This window comes from Methylobacterium sp. E-041 (assembly GCF_022829665.1).
Classification (GTDB): domain Bacteria; phylum Pseudomonadota; class Alphaproteobacteria; order Rhizobiales; family Beijerinckiaceae; genus Methylobacterium.
Genome location: NZ_JAKSYQ010000029.1, coordinates 28802 through 51159, shown reverse-complemented (window position 1 = coordinate 51159; position 22358 = coordinate 28802). Strand labels below are relative to the sequence as shown.

17 protein-coding genes are annotated in these 22358 nt (G+C 73.3%); 2 read left to right on the top strand and 15 right to left on the bottom strand.

Annotated features, from left to right (window positions below):
• Positions 1-31 precede the first annotated feature (31 nt).
• The gene (locus MKK70_RS01745; RefSeq protein WP_243945551.1) at positions 32-1060 is read right to left on the bottom strand and encodes a WcbI family polysaccharide biosynthesis putative acetyltransferase; all 1029 of its coding nucleotides are present in this window, start codon (positions 1058-1060) and stop codon (positions 32-34) included.
• 90 nt (positions 1061-1150) lie between these two features.
• On the opposite strand from MKK70_RS01745, the gene MKK70_RS01740 reads away from it, so the two are divergent.
• On the top strand, positions 1151-2218 hold the full coding sequence (locus MKK70_RS01740; RefSeq protein WP_243945549.1) for a GSCFA domain-containing protein: 1068 nt from the start codon (positions 1151-1153) through the stop codon (positions 2216-2218).
• A 69-nt stretch (positions 2219-2287) separates the two neighbouring features.
• Here MKK70_RS01740 and hemC read toward each other — a convergent pair whose 3' ends face one another.
• The 3 genes from hemC to MKK70_RS01725 all read right to left on the bottom strand — a co-directional run bounded on the left by hemC (position 2288) and on the right by MKK70_RS01725 (position 4628).
• On the bottom strand, positions 2288-3211 hold the full coding sequence (gene hemC, locus MKK70_RS01735; protein ID WP_147729055.1) for a hydroxymethylbilane synthase: 924 nt from the start codon (positions 3209-3211) through the stop codon (positions 2288-2290).
• Positions 3212-3436: 225 nt separating this feature from the next.
• Complete coding sequence (locus MKK70_RS01730) at positions 3437-3736, bottom strand: antibiotic biosynthesis monooxygenase family protein (protein WP_147729054.1); 300 nt, start codon at positions 3734-3736, stop codon at positions 3437-3439.
• Between the two features lie 28 nt (positions 3737-3764).
• Entirely contained in the window at positions 3765-4628 is an 864-nt protein-coding gene (locus MKK70_RS01725; protein ID WP_147729053.1) for a Kdo hydroxylase family protein, read from the bottom strand.
• A gap of 218 nt (positions 4629-4846) precedes the next feature.
• Here MKK70_RS01725 and MKK70_RS01720 point away from each other — a divergent pair, with 218 nt between their 5' ends.
• A complete protein-coding gene (locus MKK70_RS01720; protein ID WP_243933690.1) occupies positions 4847-5302 on the top strand; it encodes an RNA polymerase subunit sigma-70 in 456 nt (151 codons plus the stop codon).
• 60 nt (positions 5303-5362) lie between these two features.
• On the opposite strand, the gene MKK70_RS01715 is transcribed toward MKK70_RS01720, so the two are convergent.
• The 11 genes from MKK70_RS01715 to MKK70_RS01665 form a co-directional block, all read right to left on the bottom strand.
• Positions 5363-5884: a SixA phosphatase family protein gene (locus MKK70_RS01715; RefSeq protein ID WP_243945547.1), complete on the bottom strand. Its 522-nt coding sequence runs from the start codon at positions 5882-5884 to the stop codon at positions 5363-5365.
• Complete coding sequence (locus tag MKK70_RS01710) at positions 5884-6864, bottom strand: aldo/keto reductase (protein WP_243945545.1); 981 nt, start codon at positions 6862-6864, stop codon at positions 5884-5886. Before MKK70_RS01710 ends, MKK70_RS01715 begins: the two co-directional genes overlap by 1 nt.
• A 218-nt stretch (positions 6865-7082) precedes the next feature.
• On the bottom strand, positions 7083-7934 hold the full coding sequence (locus MKK70_RS01705; protein ID WP_243945543.1) for an AAA family ATPase: 852 nt from the start codon (positions 7932-7934) through the stop codon (positions 7083-7085).
• A gap of 208 nt (positions 7935-8142) precedes the next feature.
• Positions 8143-8652, bottom strand: a complete 510-nt coding sequence (locus tag MKK70_RS01700) for a ferritin-like domain-containing protein (RefSeq protein ID WP_147860068.1) — start codon at positions 8650-8652, stop codon at positions 8143-8145.
• Positions 8653-8909: 257 nt separating this feature from the next.
• A complete protein-coding gene (chpT, locus tag MKK70_RS01695) occupies positions 8910-9644 on the bottom strand; it encodes a histidine phosphotransferase ChpT (protein ID WP_147728838.1) in 735 nt (244 codons plus the stop codon).
• Between the two features lie 248 nt (positions 9645-9892).
• Complete coding sequence (locus tag MKK70_RS01690) at positions 9893-10300, bottom strand: DNA-binding protein (RefSeq protein ID WP_313899066.1); 408 nt, start codon at positions 10298-10300, stop codon at positions 9893-9895.
• A gap of 156 nt (positions 10301-10456) precedes the next feature.
• On the bottom strand, positions 10457-10729 hold the full coding sequence (locus tag MKK70_RS01685) for a hypothetical protein (protein WP_243945539.1): 273 nt from the start codon (positions 10727-10729) through the stop codon (positions 10457-10459).
• A 179-nt stretch (positions 10730-10908) separates the two neighbouring features.
• On the bottom strand, positions 10909-13140 hold the full coding sequence (pbpC, locus tag MKK70_RS01680) for a penicillin-binding protein 1C (protein ID WP_243945537.1): 2232 nt from the start codon (positions 13138-13140) through the stop codon (positions 10909-10911).
• Between the two features lie 2 nt (positions 13141-13142).
• Positions 13143-18467, bottom strand: coding sequence for an alpha-2-macroglobulin family protein (locus MKK70_RS01675; RefSeq protein ID WP_243945535.1), 5325 nt, complete (start codon positions 18465-18467; stop codon positions 13143-13145).
• A 103-nt stretch (positions 18468-18570) separates the two neighbouring features.
• Positions 18571-20130, bottom strand: coding sequence for an alpha/beta hydrolase domain-containing protein (locus MKK70_RS01670; protein WP_243945534.1), 1560 nt, complete (start codon positions 20128-20130; stop codon positions 18571-18573).
• Positions 20131-20255: 125 nt separating this feature from the next.
• Complete coding sequence (locus MKK70_RS01665; RefSeq protein WP_409568231.1) at positions 20256-22202, bottom strand: YgiQ family radical SAM protein; 1947 nt, start codon at positions 22200-22202, stop codon at positions 20256-20258.
• Between the last annotated feature and the right edge of the window lie 156 nt (positions 22203-22358).

The window sequence follows — 22358 nt, the reverse complement described above, 5'->3', positions numbered from 1 at the left end:
CGCGCCGGGGCGTCACGCGACCCGCCCCGGCTCACGCGGCCGCGGCGCGGAACATCGCGACGATCTCCGGCGCGCCGATCCAGGCCTCGACCCGCGCGCAGGCGAGGTCGCTCGGCTCCGCGGCGTCGTACAGGGCGAAGCTCGCCGCCAGGAAGCCGGGCAGGTCGTACAGGACCGGGAAGGCGTCGCCGCGGGGCTTGGTCTTGAACAGGTACGAGCCGGTGAGCCCGTAGATCTCGGCGATCGGCGGATAGACCGGCCAGACCACGTCGCGGGCGAGCTCGTCGCCGAGGTAGTCCTCGATCTCCACCGGCTCCGGCGCGAAGCCGCTCTCGACCAGCAGGCGCCGGGCGATGTCGGCGACGACGAAGACCTTCGGGTGGTTGATCACGTGCATGAAGGCGCCGCGCCGGCTCCAGCGGCTCATCTCGCGCTCGAGCCCGAAGGCGACCGTGGCCCCGCCGCCGATCAGCTCGCGGACCGCCGGCTCCCACTGGTCGAGATAGCCGAGCCGCCGGAACACGTCCTCGCGGAACAGCCGCCCGGCCTGGGTCGCGGTGAGGCCGAGGCGGTGGGCGCACAGGGCGATCGCCGAATGGTACTGCCCGAGCGGCGAGCGCGCGAGCTTCAGCGCCGCGAGGTCCTCGACCCGGCCGGCATAGACCATGTCCGGATGGAAGGCCGAGAACACGATCGTCGGAAACAGCTTGGTGCGCGGGTCGCGCCGGCGCAGGACCGCGATGTCGCCGCCGGGGAGCAGCCCGGCCGGGAACAGCTGCGAGAACACGTGGTCGGAGGCGGCGAGCGTCGACACCAGCCCGTCGATGTCGCCGTGGTCGCGCCCGAGCGTCCCCATCGGCAGGAAGCGCACCGGGCTGTTGGGCGCCAGCAGCCGCATCGCCTGGGCCACGCCGCGCGCCTGGCAGTTGCCGAGCACCGCGATGCGCGGGCCGCGCCGGCCCGCATCGGCAGCGGGCTTGGCGCGCCACGGTGTCGCCCAGGATGGCGGCGACAACGAGAACGCGCCGCGGGCGCGCCTAGGCAGATCGGACAGGGCCACGTTACGCGCCGGGTGCATCGGGTGGGGCGAAGAAGCTCGGGGCGCGTCGCCGAGGCGGTTGCGCCGGAGGTCGGAGGAAGGGTCTACAAGATGACGTCCAACCCCTATAGCGGTCTACCGGCCGAGCGTTTCTGGCGCAAGGTCGTGACCAACGTCGCCCCCTTCGCCGTCGATCCGCGGCCGCGCGCGTCCTTCGCGATCGGCCAGGCCGACAAGGTCGCCACCGGCGGATCGTGCTTCGCCCAGCGCGTCGCCGAGGCGCTTCGGGCGGAAGGCTTCAACTACTACGTGACGGAAGCCGCACCCGAGGGCACCGCGCCGGCGGAGGCCGACGCGCGCCAGTTCGGAACCTTCTCGGCCCGGTACGGCAACCTCTATTACACGCGCCAGTTCGTGCAGCTGTTCGACCGGGCCTACGGCCGGTTCGAGCCCGAGCTGAAGGCGTGGCTGCGCGAGGACGGCCGCTACGTCGACCCGTTCCGCCCCACCGTCGAGCCCGCCGGCTTCGCGGACGAGGCCGCGGTGGTCGCCGCGCGCGACGCGCATCTGGCCGAGGTGCGCCGCCTGTTCGAGACCCTCGACGTGTTCGTGCTGACGCTGGGCCTGACCGAGGGCTGGCGCTGGCGCGCCGACGGCGCCGCCCTGCCGCTCGCGCCCGGCGTCGCCGGCGGCAGCTACGATCCGGCGCTCTACGAATGCGTCAACGCCGGCGCGGCCGAGGTGCTCGCCGACCTGCAGGGCTTCCTCGAGCGGCTCTGGAGCGTGAACCCGACCGCCCGCATCATCCTCACGGTCTCGCCGGTGCCGATGATCGCCACCTACATGGACCGGCACGTGATGGAGTCGAACAGCTACTCGAAGTCGGTGCTGCGGGTGGCGGCCGGCGAGGCCTGCGCCTCCGGCGACCCGCGGGCGGTGTACTTCCCGGCCTACGACATCGTCACCAGCAACGTGAATGCCGGCCGCTACTACAACGACGACCTGCGCACCATCAACGACGCCGGCGTGCGCCACGTGATGCGCTCGTTCCTCGCCACCTTCGCCGCCGACCGCACCGCACCGGCCCCGGTGCAGGCCGCCCACGACTTCGCCGCCGAATACGAGGGCACGGCGGGCGTGATCTGCGACGAGGAGCAGATCGAGCGCAGCGTGGCGTGAGGGGACGACGCGACCCGTCCCTTCCCTCCCCCGCAGAGGGGGGAGGGGAGCGCGCGTCGCGGATAGCCCCTACTGCAGGTGCTTCGTGTAGACCTCGCCCGCCGCCGCCTTGATCGCCGCGCCGCAGTCGCGCCCGATCCGCTCGGCGTCGGCGACCGGGCCCGAGCGCGAGGCGGCCCAGTGGCGGCTGCCGTCGGGGAGGAAGAGCAGGCCGTCGAGGCTGAGCGTGTCGCCCTCGATCCGCGCCAGCGCCGCGATCGGCGTGCGGCAGGAGCCGTCGAGCTCGGCCAGGAGCGCGCGCTCGGCGCCGATCGCCGTGGTGGTGCGGGCGCAGGCGAGCGGCGCCAGCAGCGCGTGGATCTCGGCATCGCCCGCGCGGGCCTCGATGCCGAGCGCCCCCTGCGCGACCGCCGGCAGCATCTCCTCGACCGAGAGCACCGAGCGGGCCATGCCCTCCAGCCCGAGGCGCTCGAGGCCGGCGAGCGCCAGCAGCGTCGCGTCGCACTCGCCGGCCTCGAGCTTGCGCATCCGGGTGTTGGCGTTGCCGCGGAGCGGCACGATGCGCAGGTCGGGGCGCCGCATCAGCACCTGCGCCGCGCGCCGGAGCGACGAGGTGCCGACCCGCGCGCCCGCGGGCAATTCCGAGAGCCCGGCGGCCCGCGGCGACAGGAAGGCGTCGCGCGGGTCGTCGCGGGCGAGGATGCAGGCGATGACCAGCCCCTCGGGCAGCCAGGTCTCGACGTCCTTCATCGAGTGGACCGCCACGTCGACCTCGTCGGAAAACAGCGCCTGCTCCAGCTCTTTGGTGAACAGCCCCTTGCCGCCGATCTCGGAGAGCGGCCGGTCCAGGATCTTGTCGGCCACCGTGGTGACGACGACGAGCTCGGTCTCCAGGCCCGGGTTGGCCGCCACGATCCGGTCGCGGACCATGCCGGTCTGGGCCAGCGCCATCGGGCTGCCGCGGGTGCCGATGCGGAGGGGACGCTGGATCATGTGCTTCTTGTCTCGCCCGAGCTTTGCGCGAGCATCGTCGGCGGCGGCGGGCGACGCAAGCGCTCGATCCGCTCCGACCCCGTCATTCCGGGGCTGCGAAGCAGAGCCCGGAATCCAGAGCCGCCGACAATGCCCATGACTTTCGCGTCGGCGTGTCCGGACTCCGGGCTCGCCTGCGGCGCCCCGGAATGACGGTGGAGGGGGCCGTCGGCGTCGCGCGCGTCCTCAGAACGCCTTCAGCACCCGTTCCGTGTGCTCCACGGCCGGCGGGCTCGCGAAGCAGGGGGAGACCAGGGCGCGGTAATCCTGCCACGGCTGCGAGCCGGTGAAGTCCCGGGTGTGGGCCTCGAGCGTGTCCCACTCGATCAGCAGGCGGTAGCGCTGCGGATGCTCGACCGAGCGCCGCACGTCGAAGCTGCGGCAGCCGGCGGCGACCCGGAAGATCTCCGCGGCCTCGGCGATGCCGGCCTCGAACGCCGCCTCCATCCCGGGCTTGATCTCGACCTGTGCGATTTCGAGGATCATCGGTGTCGTGTCCTTTGCGGCGGGAGGCCTACTGGAGCGGGCGGCCGAGCTTGCGCGCCAGGATCCGCTGCGGGCTCTTGTCCGGGTCGGCCTGGGCGGAGACCGGCAGGTAGGCGGTCTGCTCCAGCATGTAGCGGCCGCCCATGGCGCCGTGCATCACGAGGTCGGAGAAGGTGACCCAGGTCTGGCCCGGCAGGAACTCCACGTCGGCCTGGGGCGCGCCGGCCTGGTAGTCGGCGTCCTGCTTGAGCGCGTCGTGCAGGTGCAGCATCAGGTGGTCGTATTCCGAGCGCCGCGCCTTGGTGATGCGCAGGGCGGCGAGCAGCCGCGCCGAGAGGGCCGAGTAGCCCGGGAGCTTCGGCAGGAACTTGTCGGCCATCGAGCCGAAATCCTCGCCCACCCGCCACAGGCGCGGCTGGCCGCTCGGGTTGATGTTGCGGAACACCCGCAGGATGCGCTTCTCGCCGATCGGGTTGGAGGGGAAGGCGTCGACGTGCAGCCGGGTGTCGTCGCGGCGCCAGCTCATCTTGCGCCGGTCGACGTCGAAGGGCCGGTACGACGTGCCGGCGAGGCTGATCCCGCTCGCGTATTCCGGCAGGTGGCGCGCGATCAGGTCCTTGGAGAACGCCCGGTAGCGCACCAGCAGCTGGCGCAGCGCCTCCTGCTCCTCCGGCGTGCCGGCGGCGCCCCGGAGGGTCGCGGCCTCGCCCCGGATGTTGACGTTCTTGGCCTTGCCGTCGGCGAAGGGGCGCTCGGTGAAGCGCCGCTCGAAGTCGCTGAACGGGAAGTCGAGATCGGGGAACATCAGCACCGCGCCGCCTTCCAGGGCCGCGGCGAGCGAGCCGTTCGAGGCGGGCCCCGAGGCGGGAACGGTGAGGATCGGGCTGATCATGCGGGTCGCGTGTCCTGTCGCGGGGCCGGCGTCGCGGGTCCGCGGGTTTAGCCGAGGCTCGGGGCGAGGGCCAGCGCGGCGGTTTTACCGGTGGATGACGGCGCCGGCATCCTGTCATCCCGGGATGCCGCAGTCGCGACGCCTTGCGCAACCGATGCGAAGGCGGCACGTTCTCCCCCTGTTCCGGGCGGTCTCGCCCGCACAAGGATCATTCGCCGATGGCGACGTTGAAGGAATTCGAGGAGTCGCTGCGCGAGCACGGCATGAACATGGCGCTTGCCCTGCTGGAGCGCCTGCGCGAGCGCGACCGCGCGATCCGCACCGTGAAGCCCGCCCGGCGCCTGACCGGCCAGAAGATGACGCCGGAGCTGGCCCACGCCATCCTCGACCTGCACGCCTCCACCGGCATGACGCAGCAGGAGATCGCCTTCAAGGTCGGCGTGAACCAGGGCCGGGTCAACGAGGTGATCAAGCGCGGCAAGTGGCTCGACGGCGATCCGCACGCCCCCGAGGCCGTGGCCCGCGACAAGGCCCTGGCCCGCCTGCGCGGCGAGCCGACGGCGCGCAAGGCCCCCGCGGCGAAGCGCGCCGCAGGAAAGAGCACCCCGGCCAAGGCGAAGACCGTCCCGGCGCCCCGGCGCAACCAGGGGCAATTGGCCTTCGGCGATCTCTGAGGCGCCAGGCGCAGGCATCGGCTTCGTCCGAGCGCCTGCAACCGGCTTGGGGACGATGACTTAATCCGTCAGGTCCGGGCTGAGGTCCTTCGGCCGCACGAACCGCTCCAGGCGGCCGTCGCCGTCGATCGCGTTCCAGCTTTCCGCATCGAATTCGATCACCGCCAGCGCCGCCGTGGGGAAGCCCTGCGCGAGGCGGCTTCGCGCCGCGCGCGGGCCGGCGTTGACCAGCCGGTCGGCCAGCGCCTCCATGCCGGGATTGTGGCCGACCAGGATCAGCGTCTCGGCGGAATCGGGGGCGGCGCGGACCGCCTCGAGCAGCGATGCCGGCGGCGCCTCGTAGATCGTCTCGACGATCTGCGCGGGAACCGCGCCGAGCGAGGCGGCCACCGCCTCCCAGGTTTCCCGCGTGCGCTTTGCGGGCGAGACCAGGGCGAGGTCGGGCTGCAGGCCCTCGCTCGCGAGGTAGGTGCCCATCCGCGGCGCCGCCTCGCGCCCCCGGGCGTCGAGGGGCCGGTCGATGTCGGGGACGCCCGCCGGCCGGTCCGACTTGGCGTGGCGCAGGAGCAGCAGGCGGCGCATCAGGCGAACCCGACGATCGGATGCGGGGTGTAGAGCGACTCCAGCGCCGCGATCTCGTCGTCCATGAGCACGAGGTCGAGGGCCGCGACCGCATCGGTCAGGTGGCCGGGCTTCGCGGCGCCGATGATCGGCGCGGCGACCTCGGGCTTGGCCGCGACCCAGGCCAGGGCCACCTGCGCGCGCGGCACGCCGCGGGCCTCGGCGATCTCGGCGACCTTGGCGATGATCGCCCGGTCGGCGTCGGCCGCCGCGTCGTAGAGGCCCTTGCCGACGGCGTCGCTGTCCTGGCGCGCGCTGGTGGCGTCGGCGTCGCGGGTCAGCCGCCCGCGGGCGAGCGGGCTCCACGGCAGCACGGCGATCCCCTGGTCGCGGCAGAGCGGCAGCATCTCGCGCTCCTCCTCGCGATGCAGCAGGTTGACGTGGTTCTGCATGGTCGCGAACCGGGTCCAGCCGTGGAGATCGGCGGTGTAGAGCGCCTTCGAGAACTGCCACGCATACATCGACGAGGCGCCGAGATACCGCGCCTTGCCGGCCTTCACCACGTCGTGCAGCGCCTCCAGCGTCACCTCGATCGGGGTCTCGTAGTCCCAGCGGTGGATCTGGAACAGGTCGACGTGGTCCATGCCGAGCCGCTTCAGGCTGGCGTCGATCGCCGCGAAGATTGCCTTTCGCGACAGCCCGCCGGCATTCGGCCGGTCCGTCAGCGGGTAGAAGCACTTGGTCGCGACGACGAGGCTGTCGCGGTCGCCGTAATCGCGCAGCGCCCGGCCGACGATCTCCTCGCTGGTGCCGTCGGAATAGTAGTTGGCCGTGTCGAAGAAGTTGATCCCGAGGTCGAGCGCCTGGTGGATCAGCGGGCGGCTCTCGTCCTCCGGCAGCGTCCAGGGATGGGGGCCGCGCTCGGGGATGCCGTAGGTCATGCAGCCGAGGCAGAGGGCGGACACGTCGAGGCCGGTGCGGCCGAGTTTCTTCATCTTCATGCGGCGGCTCTTGGTTCTCTCGATCTGACGGCCGCGTTTTGGCCAAGGTGGCAGGCGGCGTTCCGCTGCCCCCAATTCATCGCCTCATCTGAGGTGCCCGCGCGAGCGGGCCTCGAAGGAGCCCTCCCGAGGTCGCGCGGTCCCTGGAACCCTCCTTCGAGGCCTCCGCTTCGCTGCGGCACCTCAGGATGAGGGGGTGGAGGGGAGGAGCGGAAGGCTCAGCCCCCCCGCCCCTCGCGCCGCATCATGAAGGCCAGCTTCTCGAACAGGCTCACGTCCTGCTCGTTCTTGAGCAGCGCGCCGTGCAGCGGCGGGATCAGCTTGCGGGCGTTGGTCTCGCGCAGGGTCTCGGGGTCGACGTCCTCCGAGACCAGGAGCTTGAGCCAGTCGAGCAGCTCGGAGGTCGAGGGCTTCTTCTTCAGGCCCGGCACCTCGCGGGTCTCGATGAACACCCGCAGCGCCTCCTCGACGAGGCGGTGCTTGATGCCGGGATAGTGCACCTCGACGATTCGCCCCAGCGTCTGCGCGTCCGGGAACTTGATGTAGTGGAAGAAGCACCGGCGCAGGAACGCGTCCGGCAGCTCCTTCTCGTTGTTCGAGGTGATGATCACCACAGGGCGGCGGGCCGCCTTCACCGTCTCGCCGGTCTCGTAGACGAAGAACTCCATGCGATCGAGCTCGGTCAGCAGGTCGTTCGGGAACTCGATGTCGGCCTTGTCGATCTCGTCGATCAGCAGCACCGGGCGCGCGTCGGCCGTGAAGGCCTCCCACAGCTTGCCGCGGCGGATGTAGTGGGAAATCTCCGAGACGCGGGGATCGCCGAGCTGCGAGTCGCGCAGCCGCGAGACGGCGTCGTACTCGTACAGGCCCTGCTGCGCCTTGGTGGTCGACTTGACGTTCCAGGTGAGCAGGTCGGCGCCGAGCCCCTTGGCGATCTCCTCGGCCAGCACCGTCTTGCCGGTGCCGGGCTCGCCCTTCACCAGCAGCGGCCGCTCCAGCACGATGGCGGCGTTGACGGCCGCCGTGAGGTCGGGCGTCGCGACGTAGGACTCGGTTCCGGTGAAGCGCATCGGGCTGTCTCGTCCTGGCGGGCCGGCACGGCCGACCCGTCCGACATAGGGTGCAAAGCCGGTCGCGGGCAACGCCCCAGGGACGCGGCCCGCTCATCCCCAGTCCCGTGGGTCGGGACCCATGAGGTCCGGCGGGCCGCCGCCCCGCCGTCGCGGGGAGCCGGACCGCGACGCGATCGACCGCGTCGCGGTCCGGTCTTCGCCCGGCCTAGCGGTCGGCCTTGGCGCCGGCGGTGGTCAGCTCGATGTAGCGCAGGGTCGTCGGGCGCACGAGCTCGCGCACCTTGGCGGCCATGCCCTCCTCCTCCTTCAGCGATTGCTGGAAGGCCGCGGCATGGCCCTGCTGGCCCGCCGCCTCGCCGATCGCCAGCAGCGAGGTGTAGGCGGCGATCTCGAAGTTCTCGAAGGCGTGGTTGGCGTAGGCGTTCTTCAGGATCTCGTCCTGGGCCGGGGCGTGCCCGAGCGCCATCATGTTGCCGACGAAGCCGAGAAAGCCCTCCTTGAGCGCCGAGGGGCTCTCGGAGAGGCCGTGCAGCGCCTCCTCCAGGCGGGTGCGCTGGCCGTGGGTCTCGTCGATGTGGCGGCGGAGCGCCGCCTCCATCTCGGGATAGTTCTGCAGCCGTTCGACCTGACGCTCCATGATCTGGAGCGCCTGCATCTCCAGGGCATGCGTGTTCTTCAGCGCCGTGACGTAGATGTCGCGCGTGTCGAGGGCCATGTTCGGATCTCCTGATCGGCGGCCGGAGCCCGGCCGCGCCTATGGGAGAGACCCGGCGCCCGCCGGCCAAGTTTCCCGGGAGTCGCGCACGCGCTCAATGTGACGCAGCGCGGCGGATCTCCCGCGTGCGTCTCGCGCGTGGACGGCGCACCCAAGCCTCCCCCGCACCCAAGCCGGGCTCGCCCGCCTCGGGCACATGGGGTGCGGATCTCGGGCGGGCCCGAGATCCGTCGGGGGGAGGGAAAAGCCGGTGCTCCTCAGGCGAGCAGGGTGTCGGACGGCTCGCTGTCGGAGGGGCGGTCGTCCTCGGAGCTTTCCGGGGCGGTCTCGATCACCGGCTCGACCGCGGCGGCGACCGGCTCCGAGCGGATCGTCACGGTGTCGCCCTCGATGGAGAAGCGCACGTTCATGGCGGCGGCGCGGGCGACGAGGCCGGCATAGTAGGGCAGGATGCCGTGGGCATCGACGACGCCGTTCTCGGGCGTGCCGGCGATCAGCGCCTCGACATGGGGCGGGATGCGGGCATGCGAGCCCTTGGCGACCAGCACCAGGGTCGGCGCCTCGCCGTCGCCGGTCACCGTCACGTCGAGCAGGCCGCCGCGCGGGATCGCGCCGGTGGCGATCATCACGAGGTTGAGGAGCAGCTTGACCTTGTTCTTCGGGTAGAGCGCCACCGGCGCGCTCCAGCTGAGCTGGGTCTTCTCGTCGGAGAACATGCCGCGCGAGACCTTCTCCGCGTCGGCGAGGTCGATCGAGGCGCCGGCCGAGCCCGCCGCGCCGAAGGCGATCCGGGCGAATTGCAGGCGGGCGGAGGCGTGGCGCGCGCTCTTGCGGATCAGGTCGAGGGCGAACTCGCGCATCGACTCGTCCTGGTCGTCCTCCAGCACCTCGAGCCCGTTCACGATCGCGCCCACGGGGCTGATCACGTCGTGGCAGACGCGGGAGCACAGCAGCGCGGAGAGGTCGAGGGCGTCGAGGGTCACGGCATTCATGGCACGCTCCGGGCGTTTTCTTCGGACTTGGTCTTCGGACTTGGTCGTCCGGCTTGGCGACGCGGAACTCGGCCGCGTGCTTGGCGACGCGGAACTCGGCCGCGGGGCGGCCCTGCCCGAACGGATAGACGCCACATCCGCCTTTGCAAAGGGTTACGGGGGAGGCGCGACGCGGCAAGCCGATCGCCGGCCGGCCCTCGGACCGGAGCGGCAGGCGCCCGGCTCGGTCCGCCGCCCCGCGCGCCCCCTCAGGTCCGGCAGAACAGCACCCGCCCGTCCGCCCGCATCTGAAGCAGGGCGTCGAACTCGCGCACGTTGCGGGTCAGCACGGCGACCCCGTGCTTCATCGCCTGCACGAACAGCACGCAGTCGTGGAGGGCCTTCATCCGCTCGTCGCGGCCGTAGCCCTGAACCCGCGCGAGGATGCCCGCATACACGGCGGCCTGGGCGAGGATGTCGGCATCCGGCACGAACAGGCGATGCGCCGGCATGGCATCGATCGCCGCTTCGATCGCCGCGACGGCGCCCTCGGTCCGGGCGTCGCCCGGATCCAGCGCGCCGACCGTATGCATCAGCTCCTGGACGGCGACGGTGCTGTGGTTCACCAGCCGGATCGCGAGCAGATCCGCGACGATCGCGGGCGCCCTGCCTTGCATCTGGTCGATGTAGACGCAGGTATCGAGGAGAAGGCCGTTCCCGGCCGATGCCTCCGTCCCGAGAAACGGAAGACAGTCGTCGGGTCGGCGTCCCAGGGTCCTGACCGGAGCCTGCCTCCGAACCCGCTCGGCGGACCGGAAGTCGAACGCCACGCGCTAGAATCCGAGGTCCAGCCCGGGATCGACCGTGCCTCTCAACGCTCGAAACACGTCGGCGAAATCGTCTTCGATCGCCAGGTTGGCCAGGGCGAACTCCACCAGCTCGGTGTCCGACCGGATGCCGGTGCGGGCTTTCGCGCGCTCGATCAGTTCCGGCGACACGCGCCCGTGAATCCGCCCGCCTTTCTTTGCGATCAGGCCGCTCTCCTGCGCCCGCGCCAGCACGGCCTGAACCTTCGCCTTGGACGAGGCCGCCGCCACGATCGCCATAGGATCGGGCGACACGCGGTGCAATCGGACGCTCGATCCGCTCGGTCCTCCGCGTGGAGGCTCGTCGCGAAGGCGGTCTGCGCCCGTCCCATGCGCCCGGCTCGGCGAGCACGCCCGCAGACCCGGCAAACCTCTGGAGGCGTGCGACGCGCACGACCGGCACCGGGATGCCGGCGCGCCTATTCCAGCCGCACCACGACGCTGTCGCTCGCGCCGGTCGCGTCGAGGACCGAGATGCGGGCGAAGCCGGCGCCGTCCGGGACCCATTCGGACTGGCGGCGGGGGGAATCGGCCACCGGGCGGCCGCCGACCATCCAGGTCAGCGGCGGCACGCCGCCCAGCGCCTTCAGGGCGAGGCGCGCCTGCTGCGCCGCCTCGCCCGGGTGATCCTGAAGCCCGAGATCGATCCGGGCGCCGTCGGGCGGGTAGGCGATCTTCAGGGGCGCGGTGTCGGCGGCGGCCAGGGTCTTGGGGGCGTCGCGGCGGATGTGGCGGAGCGGCGGCGGCAGGCCGGCCGACGTGGTGACCAGCGCGTCGCGCGGCTGCGCCACCGGCTCCGGCTCGCCGCCGAAGCGCGCGAACGCGTCGAACAGGATCGGCGCGGCGACCGCGCGCCCGACGAGGCCCGGCACCGCGGCGCCGTCCGGCCGCCCGACCCAGACCGCGATCGTCACCCGCCGGTCGAACCCGGCCGCCCACGCGTCGCGATAGCCGAACGAGGTGCCGGTCTTGTAGGCGATGCGGCCGGACAGCGCGTTCTCGGGGGGCGGTGCGCCGCGCAGGATGTCGGCGACGTACCAGGCCGCCACCGGCTCGGCGACGCGGCGCGCGGAGTCGGGCGGCGCCGGCCGGTCGGCGCGGCGGATCAGGTCGGGCATCGCGCCGCCGCGGGCGAGGCCGGCATAGAGCCGGGCGAGGTCGGTCAGCGTGATCCCGAGGCCGCCCAGCGCCACGGGTAGGCCCGGCGCGGCGTCGCGCGGCAGCAGGATCGCGGCGCCGGCGGCCCTGAGGCGGGCGATGAAGCGGGCCGGGCCGACCGCCTCCATCAACGCGACGGCGGGCACGTTGAGCGAGAGCTGCAGGGCGCGGCGGGCGGTGACGGTGCCTTGATACGTGAGGTCGAAGTTCTCGGGCGCGTAGGCGGCGGCGTACCGGGCCGGGCGGTCGTCGAGCAGCGTCTCGGGATGGGCGAGCCCGCTCTCGAAGGCCTGTGCGTAGATGAAGGGCTTGAGCGCCGAGCCCGGCGAGCGCACCGCCAGCGTCATGTCGATGGCGCCGCGGCGCGCGGCGTCGCGGTAGCCGGCGCTGCCGACCTGGGCGAGCACCGCGCCGGTGCGGTTGTCGATCGCCAGGATCGCCGCCGACAGGCCGGGCCCCGCGGCCTGCGCGCGCTCCGTCGCCAGCTGCTCGAGGCTCGCCTGGAGCCGGCCGTCGAGGGTCAGGCGCAGCACGCTCGCCGACGGGTCGGCGGCGACCGCCGCCTCCGCCGCGTGCGCCGCCGCCATCGGGAACGGGCGTCGCAGGTCCGGCACCGGCTCGGCCTTGGCGGCGGCGGCCTCGCTGCGCGTGATCGCGCCGCGGGCGGCGGCGATGTCGAGCACCCGGTCCCGCGCCCGGCGGGCGTTGGCGGGAAAGCGGTCCGGCCGGCGGGTCTCGGGCGCCTGCGGCAGGGCGACGAGGAGGGCGGATTCGGCGAACGAGAGCCGGGCCGGCTCGCGGCCGAAATAGGCGAGCGCCGCCGCCCGCGCGCCCTCGACCGGGCCGCCATAGGGCGCGAGCGCGAGGTAGAGGTCGAGCACGCCGGCCTTGCCGAAGCGCCGCTCGAGCGCGACCGCGCGGACCATCTGCCGGAGCTTTGCGGCGAGCGAGCGTTCGGCGCGCGGCTCGACCAGGCGGGCGACCTGCATCGACAGGGTCGAGCCGCCGGAGACGATCCGTCCGTGCGCCAGCCATTGCCACGCGGCGCGCAGCGTCGCCGCCGGGTCGATGCCGGGATGGTTGGCGAAGCGCCGGTCCTCGTAGGCCGTGAGCATCGCGAGATAGCGCGGGTCGACGGACGCCGCCGTCACCGGCAGCCGCCAGCGCCCGTCCGGCGTCGCGAACGGGCGCAGCAGGGTCCCGCGGGCGTCGACCACGATGGTGGAGCGCAGGTCCGCCTGCGCCAGGTCGAGGGGCGGCAGCGCGGCGGCGAAGCGCCAGAGGGCGAGGGGGGGGATGGCGACGAGGATCGCGACGAGGGCGACAAACACGCGCCACCACCCTCCCCCCTCGGCGGGGGAGGGTGACCCCTGCGTGAGCAGGGGTCGGGAGAGGGGAGCGCCGTCTCCGGAGGACGCGGTCCCCTCTCCCCCCCTGCTCCGCAGGGTCCCCTCCCCCGCAGAGGGGGGAGGGACGCGCGGGCGGCCGCCCATCCCTACTTCGCCGCCCCGATCTCGACCGAGCCGAACGCGGTGCGGCCGAAGCGTTCGGGGCGGTACATGTCCTCGATGGTCGCGCCGGGGTGGACGTAGGTGCCGGGCGAGATCGCGCGGACGGTGTAGGCGGCGGTGAAGAAGGCCGACTGCTCGGGCGAGCGGTCGTAGGCGGCCACGAAGCGGTCGTCGCGGAACTCGGTGTGGACCGGCTGCACGTCGGACTTCGCGAAGGCGAGGCCGGTGAGCGCGTCGGCGTCGAGGAGCTTCGAGTTGTCGATCTCGAGGCCCGCGGGCAGGCGGTCGACCAGCAGCAGGCGGCCGGCGCTGGCCTTGGCCTCCGTCACCTTCAGCACCACCACGAGGCGGTCGTTCTGGCGGATGCCGCGGGCGGGGTCGACGATGCTGCCGTCGAGGCGGTGATAGCTCCGCTCGATGGCGTAGCCGCGCGCGTCGGCCGGCTCGGGCGACACGGGATTGCCCGAGACGCCGACCACCACCTGCACCGGCGCCCGGCCGGTGTTGGCGATCGCCACCGGCCGCTCCAGCGCCGCCGCCCGGTAGCTCCGCGCCAGCGGGCCGGCCTGGGGCGCGCCGTCGACGGTGAAGGACAGCGCGTCGGCTTCCTGCGTCAGGCCCTGGGCCGCCAGCACCATCCAGGTGTTCTCCTGCGTGCTGGTGACCCGCCCGGAGGCGCGCTCCTCGACAAGCACCGCGGAGACCGGGGTCAGCGCGGCCTGCGAGAAACCGGTCTCGGCGGCGAGCGCCAGCAGGCCGGCGCCGTCGCGCAGGCGCGAGCCGTAATCGGCGCGGTAGCTCTGCCTGTCGCGCTCGGACCGGAGCGCCGTCAGCGCGGACTCCATCGCCTTGGCGGCGCGGCCGCGGTCGCCGAGGAGCGCCAGGGCCGCCGCGATCTGCGCCCGCCCGAGGGGGGTGACGAAGTCGGCGAGCTTGGTGTCGGCGAGGTAGCGCAGGTCCCCCATCACCGGGCGGCCGTTCCGGGCCAGCACGTAGGCCGCGTAGGCGAGGTCGGTGCCGCCGTCGCGCACCTCCGTGGTGTTGGCGACCGCGTTGCGCAGGCGGTCGAGGGCTTGGCCGAACGCCACCTGCGGCACGGCGAAGCCGCGCTCGCGGGCCCGCGTCAGGAAGTCGGTGACGTAGGCCGACAGCCAGAGGTCGTTCGACCCCTGCGCCGACCACAGCCCGAAATCGCCGCTCGCATCCTGGCGCGACAGCACCCGCTCGATCGCCTCGCGGATGCGGGCGTCGACGGTGTCGTCGAGGGCCAGCCTGTCCTTGGCCGCGAGCGCGTTGACGTAGAGCAGCGGCATCGCCCGGCTCACCACCTGCTCGGAGCAGCCGTAGGGGTAGCGGTCCAGCGCCAGCAGCAGCGCCGGCACGTCGATGCCCGGCAGCGCGGCGGCCGCCACCGAGACGGTGCCGGTGCCGGGCAGGATGTCGGCGAGCAGGTCCCCGGAGAGCTGCAGGCTCGCGCCGGGCGCCAGCGTGCGCACCTCGCGCCGCACCAGCGCGCCGGTGCCGGGCGAGACGGGAAGCGTGAAGCGCTGGCCGACGCCCGCGGCGAGGCCCGGGCCGGAGAGCGTCAGGTCGAGGCTCGCGGTGCCGGGCCCGGCCGCGGTGATCGGCACCACGAGCTGCCCCTTGGCGCCCGCCTCCAGCCGCATCGTCGTGCGCACCGCCTGCGCCCCGACCAGCACCGGCCCCGACAGGTCGAGGTCGAGGGTGTAGTCGCCGCCCTGCCCCTCGACGTTGTCGAGCGCCAGGAAGACGCGGGAGCGGTCGCCGGCATTGAGGAAGCGCGGCAGCGTGCCGGTGACGACCACGGGATCGCGCACGATCACGTCGGCCGAGGCCTGGCCGACGCGGCTGCCGCTCCAGGCGGTGACCATCACCCGCGCGGTGCCGTTGAAGGCCGGCACCGGGAAGGTGACGCTGGCGCTGCCGTCGGGCGCGACAGTCACCACGCCGGAATAGAGCGCGAGCGGCGCCTGGGTCGGCGGCGCGTCGGCCAGCTCCCCTCCGGCGCCGTCGCCGCCGGAGCGGATCGCGCCCAGCGTCCCCTGCATCCCGTCGATCAGGTACCCGTAGAGGTCGCGGATCTCGGGTCCGAGCGCCTTCTGGCCGAGGAAGTAGGCGACCGGGTTCGGCGCCTCGTAGCGGGTGAGGTTGAGGATGCCGACGTCGACCATCGCCACGGTGACGCGGGCCGCCTCGCCGGCCTTGAGCCCCGCGAGCCGGATCGGCAGGGTCAGGTCCTGGCGCGGGCGCGTCTTCTCCGGGGCCTCGACCGAGACCGTCAGCGCCCGCTCGGCCCGGTCGACCGAGAACCACGCCAGCCCCAGCGCCCGGCCCGGCAGGCGCTTGGCGGCCTGGTCGAGCGGCCGGTAGGCGGTGGCGACGAGGTAGGCGCCCGCGCCCCATTCGGCCTTGACCGGGATCGACACCGTGGCGCCGCCCTCCGGCACGTCCACGTCGAGCACCGCCTGCAGCCGGTCGCCGACCACCGTGACGGTGGCGCGGCCCTTGAAGCGCGGGTTCAGCCGCGCCTGCAGGGTGTCGCCGGCGGTGTAGGCCGCCTTGTCGAGGGTGAGGTCGAGGAGGTCGGGCACCTCGGCCGTCTCCGAGCCGCCCCAGCCGACGCTGAAGCTGACGGAGGCCGCAGCCCCCGGCCGGCCCGGCGCGCTGACCTCGAGGCGGTACTTCCCGAAGCCGAGCGCCTGGGCCACCTTGGCCGGCGCGTCGGCCTTCAGGTCGAGGGTGCCGTCGGCGACCCGGCGCACGGACTTCACCGGCTCGAACGACCAGCGGCCGTCGGCGCGGTACCATTGGTAGGTCTGCTCCAGCCGCGACAGCGTCCAGGTCGCGCCGGCCTGCGCCAGGCGCGTGCCGTCGGGCGCGGCCATCACCACGTCGAAGCCGGCGGTGCCGCCGACGGGCAGGTCGTCGCCAAAGCCCTTGCGGATCGCCAGCACCGGGCCCTCGGGCAGGATCGGCAGGGTGAGGCTGCGCGACAGCGCCCGCCCGCCGGGCTCGCCGACCGCGAGCGTGATCTTGGCCTCGACCGGGCGCGGCGCGGCCAGCGCCTGCACCGGCACCGCGACCACGGCCTCGCCCTGGGCGTCGGTGGCGGCGCGCGCCTCGATCTCCTGGGTCGAGGCCTCGATCGCCTCGTCGTCGAGCCCGACCGAGAAGCCGTCCAGGCCCTTGATGCCGCTCGCGGCCGCCGCCTGCACGGTGACGCTGCCCGAGACGTCGAGGCCCGAGCCCGGCGCGCCGTAGAGGTAGCGCGCCGCCACCGCGACCCGGGCGGCCTCGCCCCGGCGCAGGCTCGGCTGCTCGGGCTTCAGCGTCACCTCGAGCCGCTCGGGGACGTAGTCCTCGAGCAGGAACGAGGCCTCGCCGACGGCGGGCGCCTTCGGATCGGTGAAGGCCTGGATCCGCCAGGTGCCGTGCATCGCGCCCGAGAGCAGCGGCAGCGGCAGGGCGCGCCCGCCGAGGCCCTGGTCGGCCACCGAGACGCGGCGGTACTCGACGCCGTCGGGGCGCTTGACCACCAGGGTCAGCGGCAGGCTCGGCACCGCCTTGCCCTGCCCGTCGCGGAGGAGCGCGGTGATCTGCACGGTCTCGCCGGAGCGGTAGACCCCGCGCTCGGGGAAGACGTAGGCCTCGATCGAGCCGGCGTCGGCCCGACCCTTCACGCCGCGGTCGGTGAGGTCGAAGGCGGCGAGGTCGAGGTCGAGGAAGCCGTAATCGTCGCCGACCTGCGCCACCACCAGGCTCGGGGCGACGCCGCCCTCGCCGCGGGCGAGCCCCGGATCGAAGGCGGCGTGGCCGCTCGCGTCGGTCCGGCGCGCGGCCAGCACCTCGTTGTTGCGGGCGATCAGGCGGATCTCGGCGTTCGCGACCACCGTCGCGCTGGCGAGCGAGCGCGCGAAGACGTGGACGCCGTCGCGGCCCTTGAAGGCGGTAAGCCCGAGATCGGAGACCACGAACCACTGCGTCGCCTTGGCCTCGTAGCCGCCGTCCTCGCCCTCCGCGGTCGCGGCGGTGCCCGAGGCCTGCGCCAGCATCACGTAGAGGCCGGGCTCGAGCCGGCCCACCGCCTGGAGCACCGGGAAGGCGGTGACCGATTCCTGGTTGACCTCGGCCTTGGCCGTGTCGAGCGTGCCCTTCCAGACCTGGACGCCCTTCTGCTCGGCGATGGTCCGGGCGGTGGCGCCGTTGAGCTGGCCGAGGAACTCCTCCGACCGCAGCGACGGCAGCAGGCCGCGGTCGCCGATGCGCAGCACCTCGACGTCGACCTTCGGCGCGTTGACCGAGACCAGCGGCACCCCCGCCTGCCCGGTGCGGGGCAGGACGTAGTTGCGGCCGGTGAAGCGCACCTGGGGGGCGCGGTCGCGGACGTAGACCTCGTAGTCGGCCGACTTCAGCAGGCTCTCGCCCACCGCGGAGGGCAGGCCCTGGCGCACGACGAAGGCGTAGGAGCCGCCGTGCTTCAGCCCGTCGACGCAGACCTGGGAGCCTTCGGCCGTGACCGCGGCGTTGGTCGCGCCCGACACCGCGACGAAGGGGGCGAAGTCGGCCTTGGCCGCCAGCGGCTCGGAGAAGGTGAAGCACACCCGCGGGGCGGCGGCGTCGGCGTCGACCTTGTAGTCGAGGATGCGGAAGCCGTGCTCGGCGCGCATCGTCTCGTAGGCCTCGCGCACGGGCGCCACGTCGTTCAGGGCCAGGCTCGCCCCGTAGGCTTCGAGCGCCGGGCGCCACTCCGCCCGGCCGCCCTGGATCTCGGCGAGCAGCGCCAGGGCCTCGGCCGCCTCGGGCGCGCTCCGCGCGCGCTGGTAGGCCTGGTAGGCGGCGGCCGGGGCCCGGCCGCGCAGGCGCGCGCGGCCCTCGTAATCCTTGTTCTCGTCGTCGCCGGCGACCGCGTCGGCCGCCCGCGCGTAGCCGAGCCAGGCCTGGACGTCGGACGGGTCGGCCGCCACCGCGGCGGCGAAGGGCGGCAGCGCCTCGGCGGCCTTCTCGTCGGCGAGCAGCGCCTCGGCGGCGCGGCGGGATTGCCCGGGCCCCTTGAGCGCGCCGGCGGCCTCGCCCTTCAGCGACGTTTCGAGCCGCACGGCCGCGCTCGCCAGCCCCTCGCGCACGAAGGTCCTTGCGATCGCCGGTGCGGGCCGGGCCGCGGGCGCCGGCCTGGGGACGGCACGCGCGGCGGGCGCCGGCGCCTGCGCGAAGGACGGCGTCGTCGACGGCGCCGCGATCAGGAGCCCGGCCAGCAGGCCGATCCGACGCCCGAACCCCGATCCCAGCATGATCGTCCTCGCCCTGTCGCGCCGGTCGGCCCCTCGGGGCCGACCGGCGATTCGCGTGGCGCAAATGCCGGGCGGACCGTAGCACCCGCCCCGCCGGCCGCAATCAGCGCGGGGCCGCCGTCGGCCCCGTCCCGCCGAAAATCGGGTCCGCGGCGGCGGCGTCGACGATGACCGCCGCATCCTCCGGCAGCAGGAAGCCCTGGGCCTCGGCCTCCCGGGCGGCCTCGCGCACCCGGTTCACGTAGTCGGCCTGGCTCCGGTAGCGCTCGGCCAGCGACGGCGGGCCGCCCTCGGTCGCCCGTCGCGGGAAGGGCCGGTAGGCGCCGACGAGCGAGCAGGTGAAGGTGGACAGCGGCGCGTTCTGCAGGCCGTGGACGCCGAGCGGCGCCGCGATGTCGGGCAGGCGCACGCCGCCGACGGGATTGCCGTCGGCGTCGCGCCGCGGCACCTGGACGACCGCCCCCTGCAGGGTCCTGGGCGCCTGCAGCACGCTCGCGTCGCCGGTGGCCGGCACCAGCGGCATCAGCCGGGTCTCGGGCGGGGCGAGGTTTTGCGCGACCCAGCCGTCGAGGCGCTGGAGCGTGGCCCGGGCCACGGGAGCCCAGTCGAGGCGGCCCGGCGGCAGGCTGCAGGCCTCGGCCCGGACCACGGTGACGTGCGAGGCGCCGGCGACGTCGTACATCCGGACGTTGGCCGGCAGCGCGAGGTCTTCGGTGCCGGTGGCGCCGGTGCGGCCGAGCGAGGCGCGCAGCGACGCGTAATCCGTGGTCGAATTCAGGAGCATCGCCTTCGGCGCCACCTCGCCCCGCGCCTCGGCCGCGGCGACGATCGCGCCGATGGTCAGCGGCCCGTCGTGGACGCCGGGAAACTCCGGATCGGCGAAATTCGGCGCGCCGTCGGCGCTCGATCCCGGCCCGGTGCCCGATCGCAGGATCGGCAGCAGCCCCGCGCCCGAGACGAAGACGTGCATCCCGTCGAAGACGCGCCGGCCGTCGGCGCGGTTGAAGCCGTGCAGCAGGAAGGTCTTCAGGAAGCGCCCGTCCTGCGACTTGCCGGTGGCGAGCGTCCGGCTCACGCTGCCGGCGAGCGGGTTCGGCGTGCCCGCGGCATCGGCCGCCGCGTGGGCGAGGAAGTCGGCCGTATCGCGCACGATGGCGAAGCCGACCCCCTCGACGAAGCGCCGCTGTCCCTCGCCGTCGGTGAAGGACGGCAGGTCGGCGCCCTGGCCGAGCTCCCAGTACACCTCGGCGACCCGGTAGCCGCGATCCTCCAGGAAGCCGGTGCCGGCATCGAGGTTGCCCGACGCCATCGGCAGCGCCCGCGGGCTGTTGTAGAGCGCGTGGGCGTAGGCCTTGCCGCGATTGGGCACGTCGACCAGCAGCGCGCCGTTGCCGGCGGCCGCATCGACCGGCAGGAACAGGATCACCCGCGCCGCGTACTCGACCCTGCCGGCGGCGTTGCGCGTCGCCCTGTCGAGATCGGGAATGCCGGCCTCGCCGGGCGCCAGATCGCCGACGACGCGCCCCTCCCAGCGCGCATAGGCCCCCGCCGCGAACGTGCCGTAGGGCTGCTTGGACGCGATCTCCAGGCGGACGACCCTGGCCTCGGCCGCGCCCGCGCCGAGGGCGAGGAGGAGGGCTGCGGCGTGGAGGATGCGTGGCATGGGAACCCCTCGTTTCGGCAGAGCCTGACGCCGTCGCGGCGTGCCGGCCCGGGGGACGATCCGGGGGCGGATGGAACCGCGCTCGGCGCTCGATCCCGACACGGAACGCCCGATGCGCGCGGCCGTCACTTCCGCAGCGGCACGCCCTTCGTGGTGAAACGCGGCGCGCCCGGATGGCGCCCGGGTCGCGGCTGGCCGCCCGCCTTGCCCAGGCCCGTTCCCGGCGGCTGCGAGAGCGGGACGAGCTGGTCCGGCCGCGGCCCGATGAGATCCGCGCGGCCCATCGCCCGCAACGCCTCGCGCAGCAGGGGCCAGTTCTCGGGGTCGTGGTAGCGCAGGAACGCCTTGTGCAGCCGGCGCTGGCGCATCCCCTTGATCGCGTCGACCGGCTCGCTGCCGCCGCGCCGCACGCCCTGCAACGGATTGATCTCGGTGTGGTACATCGTCGTGGCGGTCGCCATCGGCGAGGGCAGGAACGTCTGCACCTGATCGGCGCGGTAGTCGTTCTTCTTGAGCCAGACGGCGAGGTTCATCATGTCCTGGTCGGTCGTGCCCGGATGGGCCGCGATGAAGTACGGGATCAGGTAGTATTTCTTGCCGGCCTTCTCGGCGGCGGCGTCGAACATCTCCTTGAAGCGGTCGTAGGTGCCGATCCCCGGCTTCATCATCAGGTCGAGGGGGCCGCGCTCGGTGTGCTCGGGGGCGATCTTCAGCCGGCCGCCGACGTGATGGGTCACGAGCTCCTCGACGTATTCGGGGCTCCGGACCGCGAGGTCGTAGCGCACGCCGGAGGCCACCATCACCTTCTTGACGCCCTTGACCTCGCGGACCTTGCGATAGAGCCGGATCAGGTCGTCGTGCGAGGTGTTCAGGTTCGGGCAGATGTCCGGGAAGACGCAGGACGGCAGCCGGCACGCCGCCTCGATCTTCGGGTCCTTGCAGGCCATCCGGTACATGTTCGCCGTCGGCCCGCCGACATCCGAGATCACGCCGGTGAAGCCCGGGGTCTTGTCGCGGATCCGCTCGATCTCGCGCAGGATCGAGCCTTCCGAGCGGTTCTGGATGACGCGGCCCTCGTGCTCGGTGATCGAGCAGAAGGTGCAGCCGCCGAAGCAGCCGCGCATGATCGTCACGGAGAACTTGATCATGTCCCAGGCGGGGATCTTCGCGTCGCCGTAGGCGGGATGGGGGGCGCGGGCGTAGGGCAGGTCGTAGACCGCATCCATCTCCTCGCTGGAGAGCGGGATCGGCGGCGGGTTCAGCCACAGATCGCGGTCGCCGTGGCGCTGGACGAGGGGGCGGGCGTTGCCGGGGTTGGCCTCCCGGTGCAGCACCCGCGAGGCGCGGGCATAGGCCTCCTTGTCGTCCTTGACCTCGTCGTAGGCGGGGAGCCGGATCACGGTCTCGCCGGGGCGGCGCATCGCGGCCTCGTCGGCCGAATCGAGATCGTCGGCGGGCAGCTCGGCGTAGTGCGCGGGCACGCGGCGGAACAGGGCGACGCCCCGGACGGAGTCGAGCTCGTGCGGCGCCGCGCCGGCCGCGAGGCGGTTCGCCACCTCGACCACGGCGCGCTCGGCATTGCCGTAGAGCAGCAGGTCGGCCTTCGCATCCGCAAGGATCGAGCGGCGCACCTTGTCGGACCAGTAATCGTAATGGGCGATGCGGCGGAGCGAGGCCTCGATGCCGCCGAGGATGATCGGCACGTCCTTGTACGCCTCGCGGCAGCGCTGCGTGTAGACGATGGTCGAGCGGTCCGGGCGCCGGCCGCCCTCCCCGCCCGCGGTGTAGGCGTCGTCGTGGCGCAGGCGACGGTCCGCCGTGTAGCGGTTCACCATCGAGTCGAGATTGCCGCCGGTGACGCCGAAGAACAGCGCCGGCCGGCCCAGGGCCTTGAACGGCTCCGCCGATTGCCAGTCGGGCTGCGCGATGATGCCGACCCGGAATCCCTGCGCCTCGAGCAGCCGGCCGATGATGGCCATGCCGAAGCTGGGATGGTCGACATAGGCGTCGCCCGTCACCAGGACGATGTCGCAGGATTCCCACCCGAGCGCGTCCATCTCGGCGCGGCTCATGGGCAGGAACGGCGCCGCCGCCTTGGAAGACGGCCGCTTGCAGGCGAGGGGAGCCGGGGATCGACTCGCGGAAGCTTGGAGGAGGTCCATGGGGCCCGTGCATAGACCGCCGGGGCCGCGACCTCAACGAACGGCGCGGCGGGTCATCACGGACCA

What these genes read in the sequence shown, in the direction of transcription:
- MKK70_RS01740 (WP_243945549.1), top strand. Translation starts at nt 1,151, where the DNA reads ATGACGTCCAACCCCTATAGCGGTCTACCGGCCGAGCGTTTCTGGCGC.
- hemC (WP_147729055.1), bottom strand. Translation starts at nt 3,211, where the DNA reads ATGATCCAGCGTCCCCTCCGCATCGGCACCCGCGGCAGCCCGATGGCG.
- MKK70_RS01730 (WP_147729054.1), bottom strand. Translation starts at nt 3,736, where the DNA reads ATGATCCTCGAAATCGCACAGGTCGAGATCAAGCCCGGGATGGAGGCG.
- MKK70_RS01725 (WP_147729053.1), bottom strand. Translation starts at nt 4,628, where the DNA reads ATGATCAGCCCGATCCTCACCGTTCCCGCCTCGGGGCCCGCCTCGAAC.
- MKK70_RS01720 (WP_243933690.1), top strand. Translation starts at nt 4,847, where the DNA reads ATGGCGACGTTGAAGGAATTCGAGGAGTCGCTGCGCGAGCACGGCATG.
- MKK70_RS01715 (WP_243945547.1), bottom strand. Translation starts at nt 5,884, where the DNA reads ATGCGCCGCCTGCTGCTCCTGCGCCACGCCAAGTCGGACCGGCCGGCG.
- MKK70_RS01710 (WP_243945545.1), bottom strand. Translation starts at nt 6,864, where the DNA reads ATGAAGATGAAGAAACTCGGCCGCACCGGCCTCGACGTGTCCGCCCTC.
- MKK70_RS01705 (WP_243945543.1), bottom strand. Translation starts at nt 7,934, where the DNA reads ATGCGCTTCACCGGAACCGAGTCCTACGTCGCGACGCCCGACCTCACG.
- MKK70_RS01700 (WP_147860068.1), bottom strand. Translation starts at nt 8,652, where the DNA reads ATGGCCCTCGACACGCGCGACATCTACGTCACGGCGCTGAAGAACACG.
- chpT (WP_147728838.1), bottom strand. Translation starts at nt 9,644, where the DNA reads ATGAATGCCGTGACCCTCGACGCCCTCGACCTCTCCGCGCTGCTGTGC.
- MKK70_RS01690 (WP_313899066.1), bottom strand. Translation starts at nt 10,300, where the DNA reads ATGCAAGGCAGGGCGCCCGCGATCGTCGCGGATCTGCTCGCGATCCGG.
- MKK70_RS01685 (WP_243945539.1), bottom strand. Translation starts at nt 10,729, where the DNA reads ATGGCGATCGTGGCGGCGGCCTCGTCCAAGGCGAAGGTTCAGGCCGTG.
- pbpC (WP_243945537.1), bottom strand. Translation starts at nt 13,140, where the DNA reads ATGGGCGGCCGCCCGCGCGTCCCTCCCCCCTCTGCGGGGGAGGGGACC.
- MKK70_RS01675 (WP_243945535.1), bottom strand. Translation starts at nt 18,467, where the DNA reads ATGCTGGGATCGGGGTTCGGGCGTCGGATCGGCCTGCTGGCCGGGCTC.
- MKK70_RS01670 (WP_243945534.1), bottom strand. Translation starts at nt 20,130, where the DNA reads ATGCCACGCATCCTCCACGCCGCAGCCCTCCTCCTCGCCCTCGGCGCG.
- MKK70_RS01665 (WP_409568231.1), bottom strand. Translation starts at nt 22,202, where the DNA reads ATGAGCCGCGCCGAGATGGACGCGCTCGGGTGGGAATCCTGCGACATC.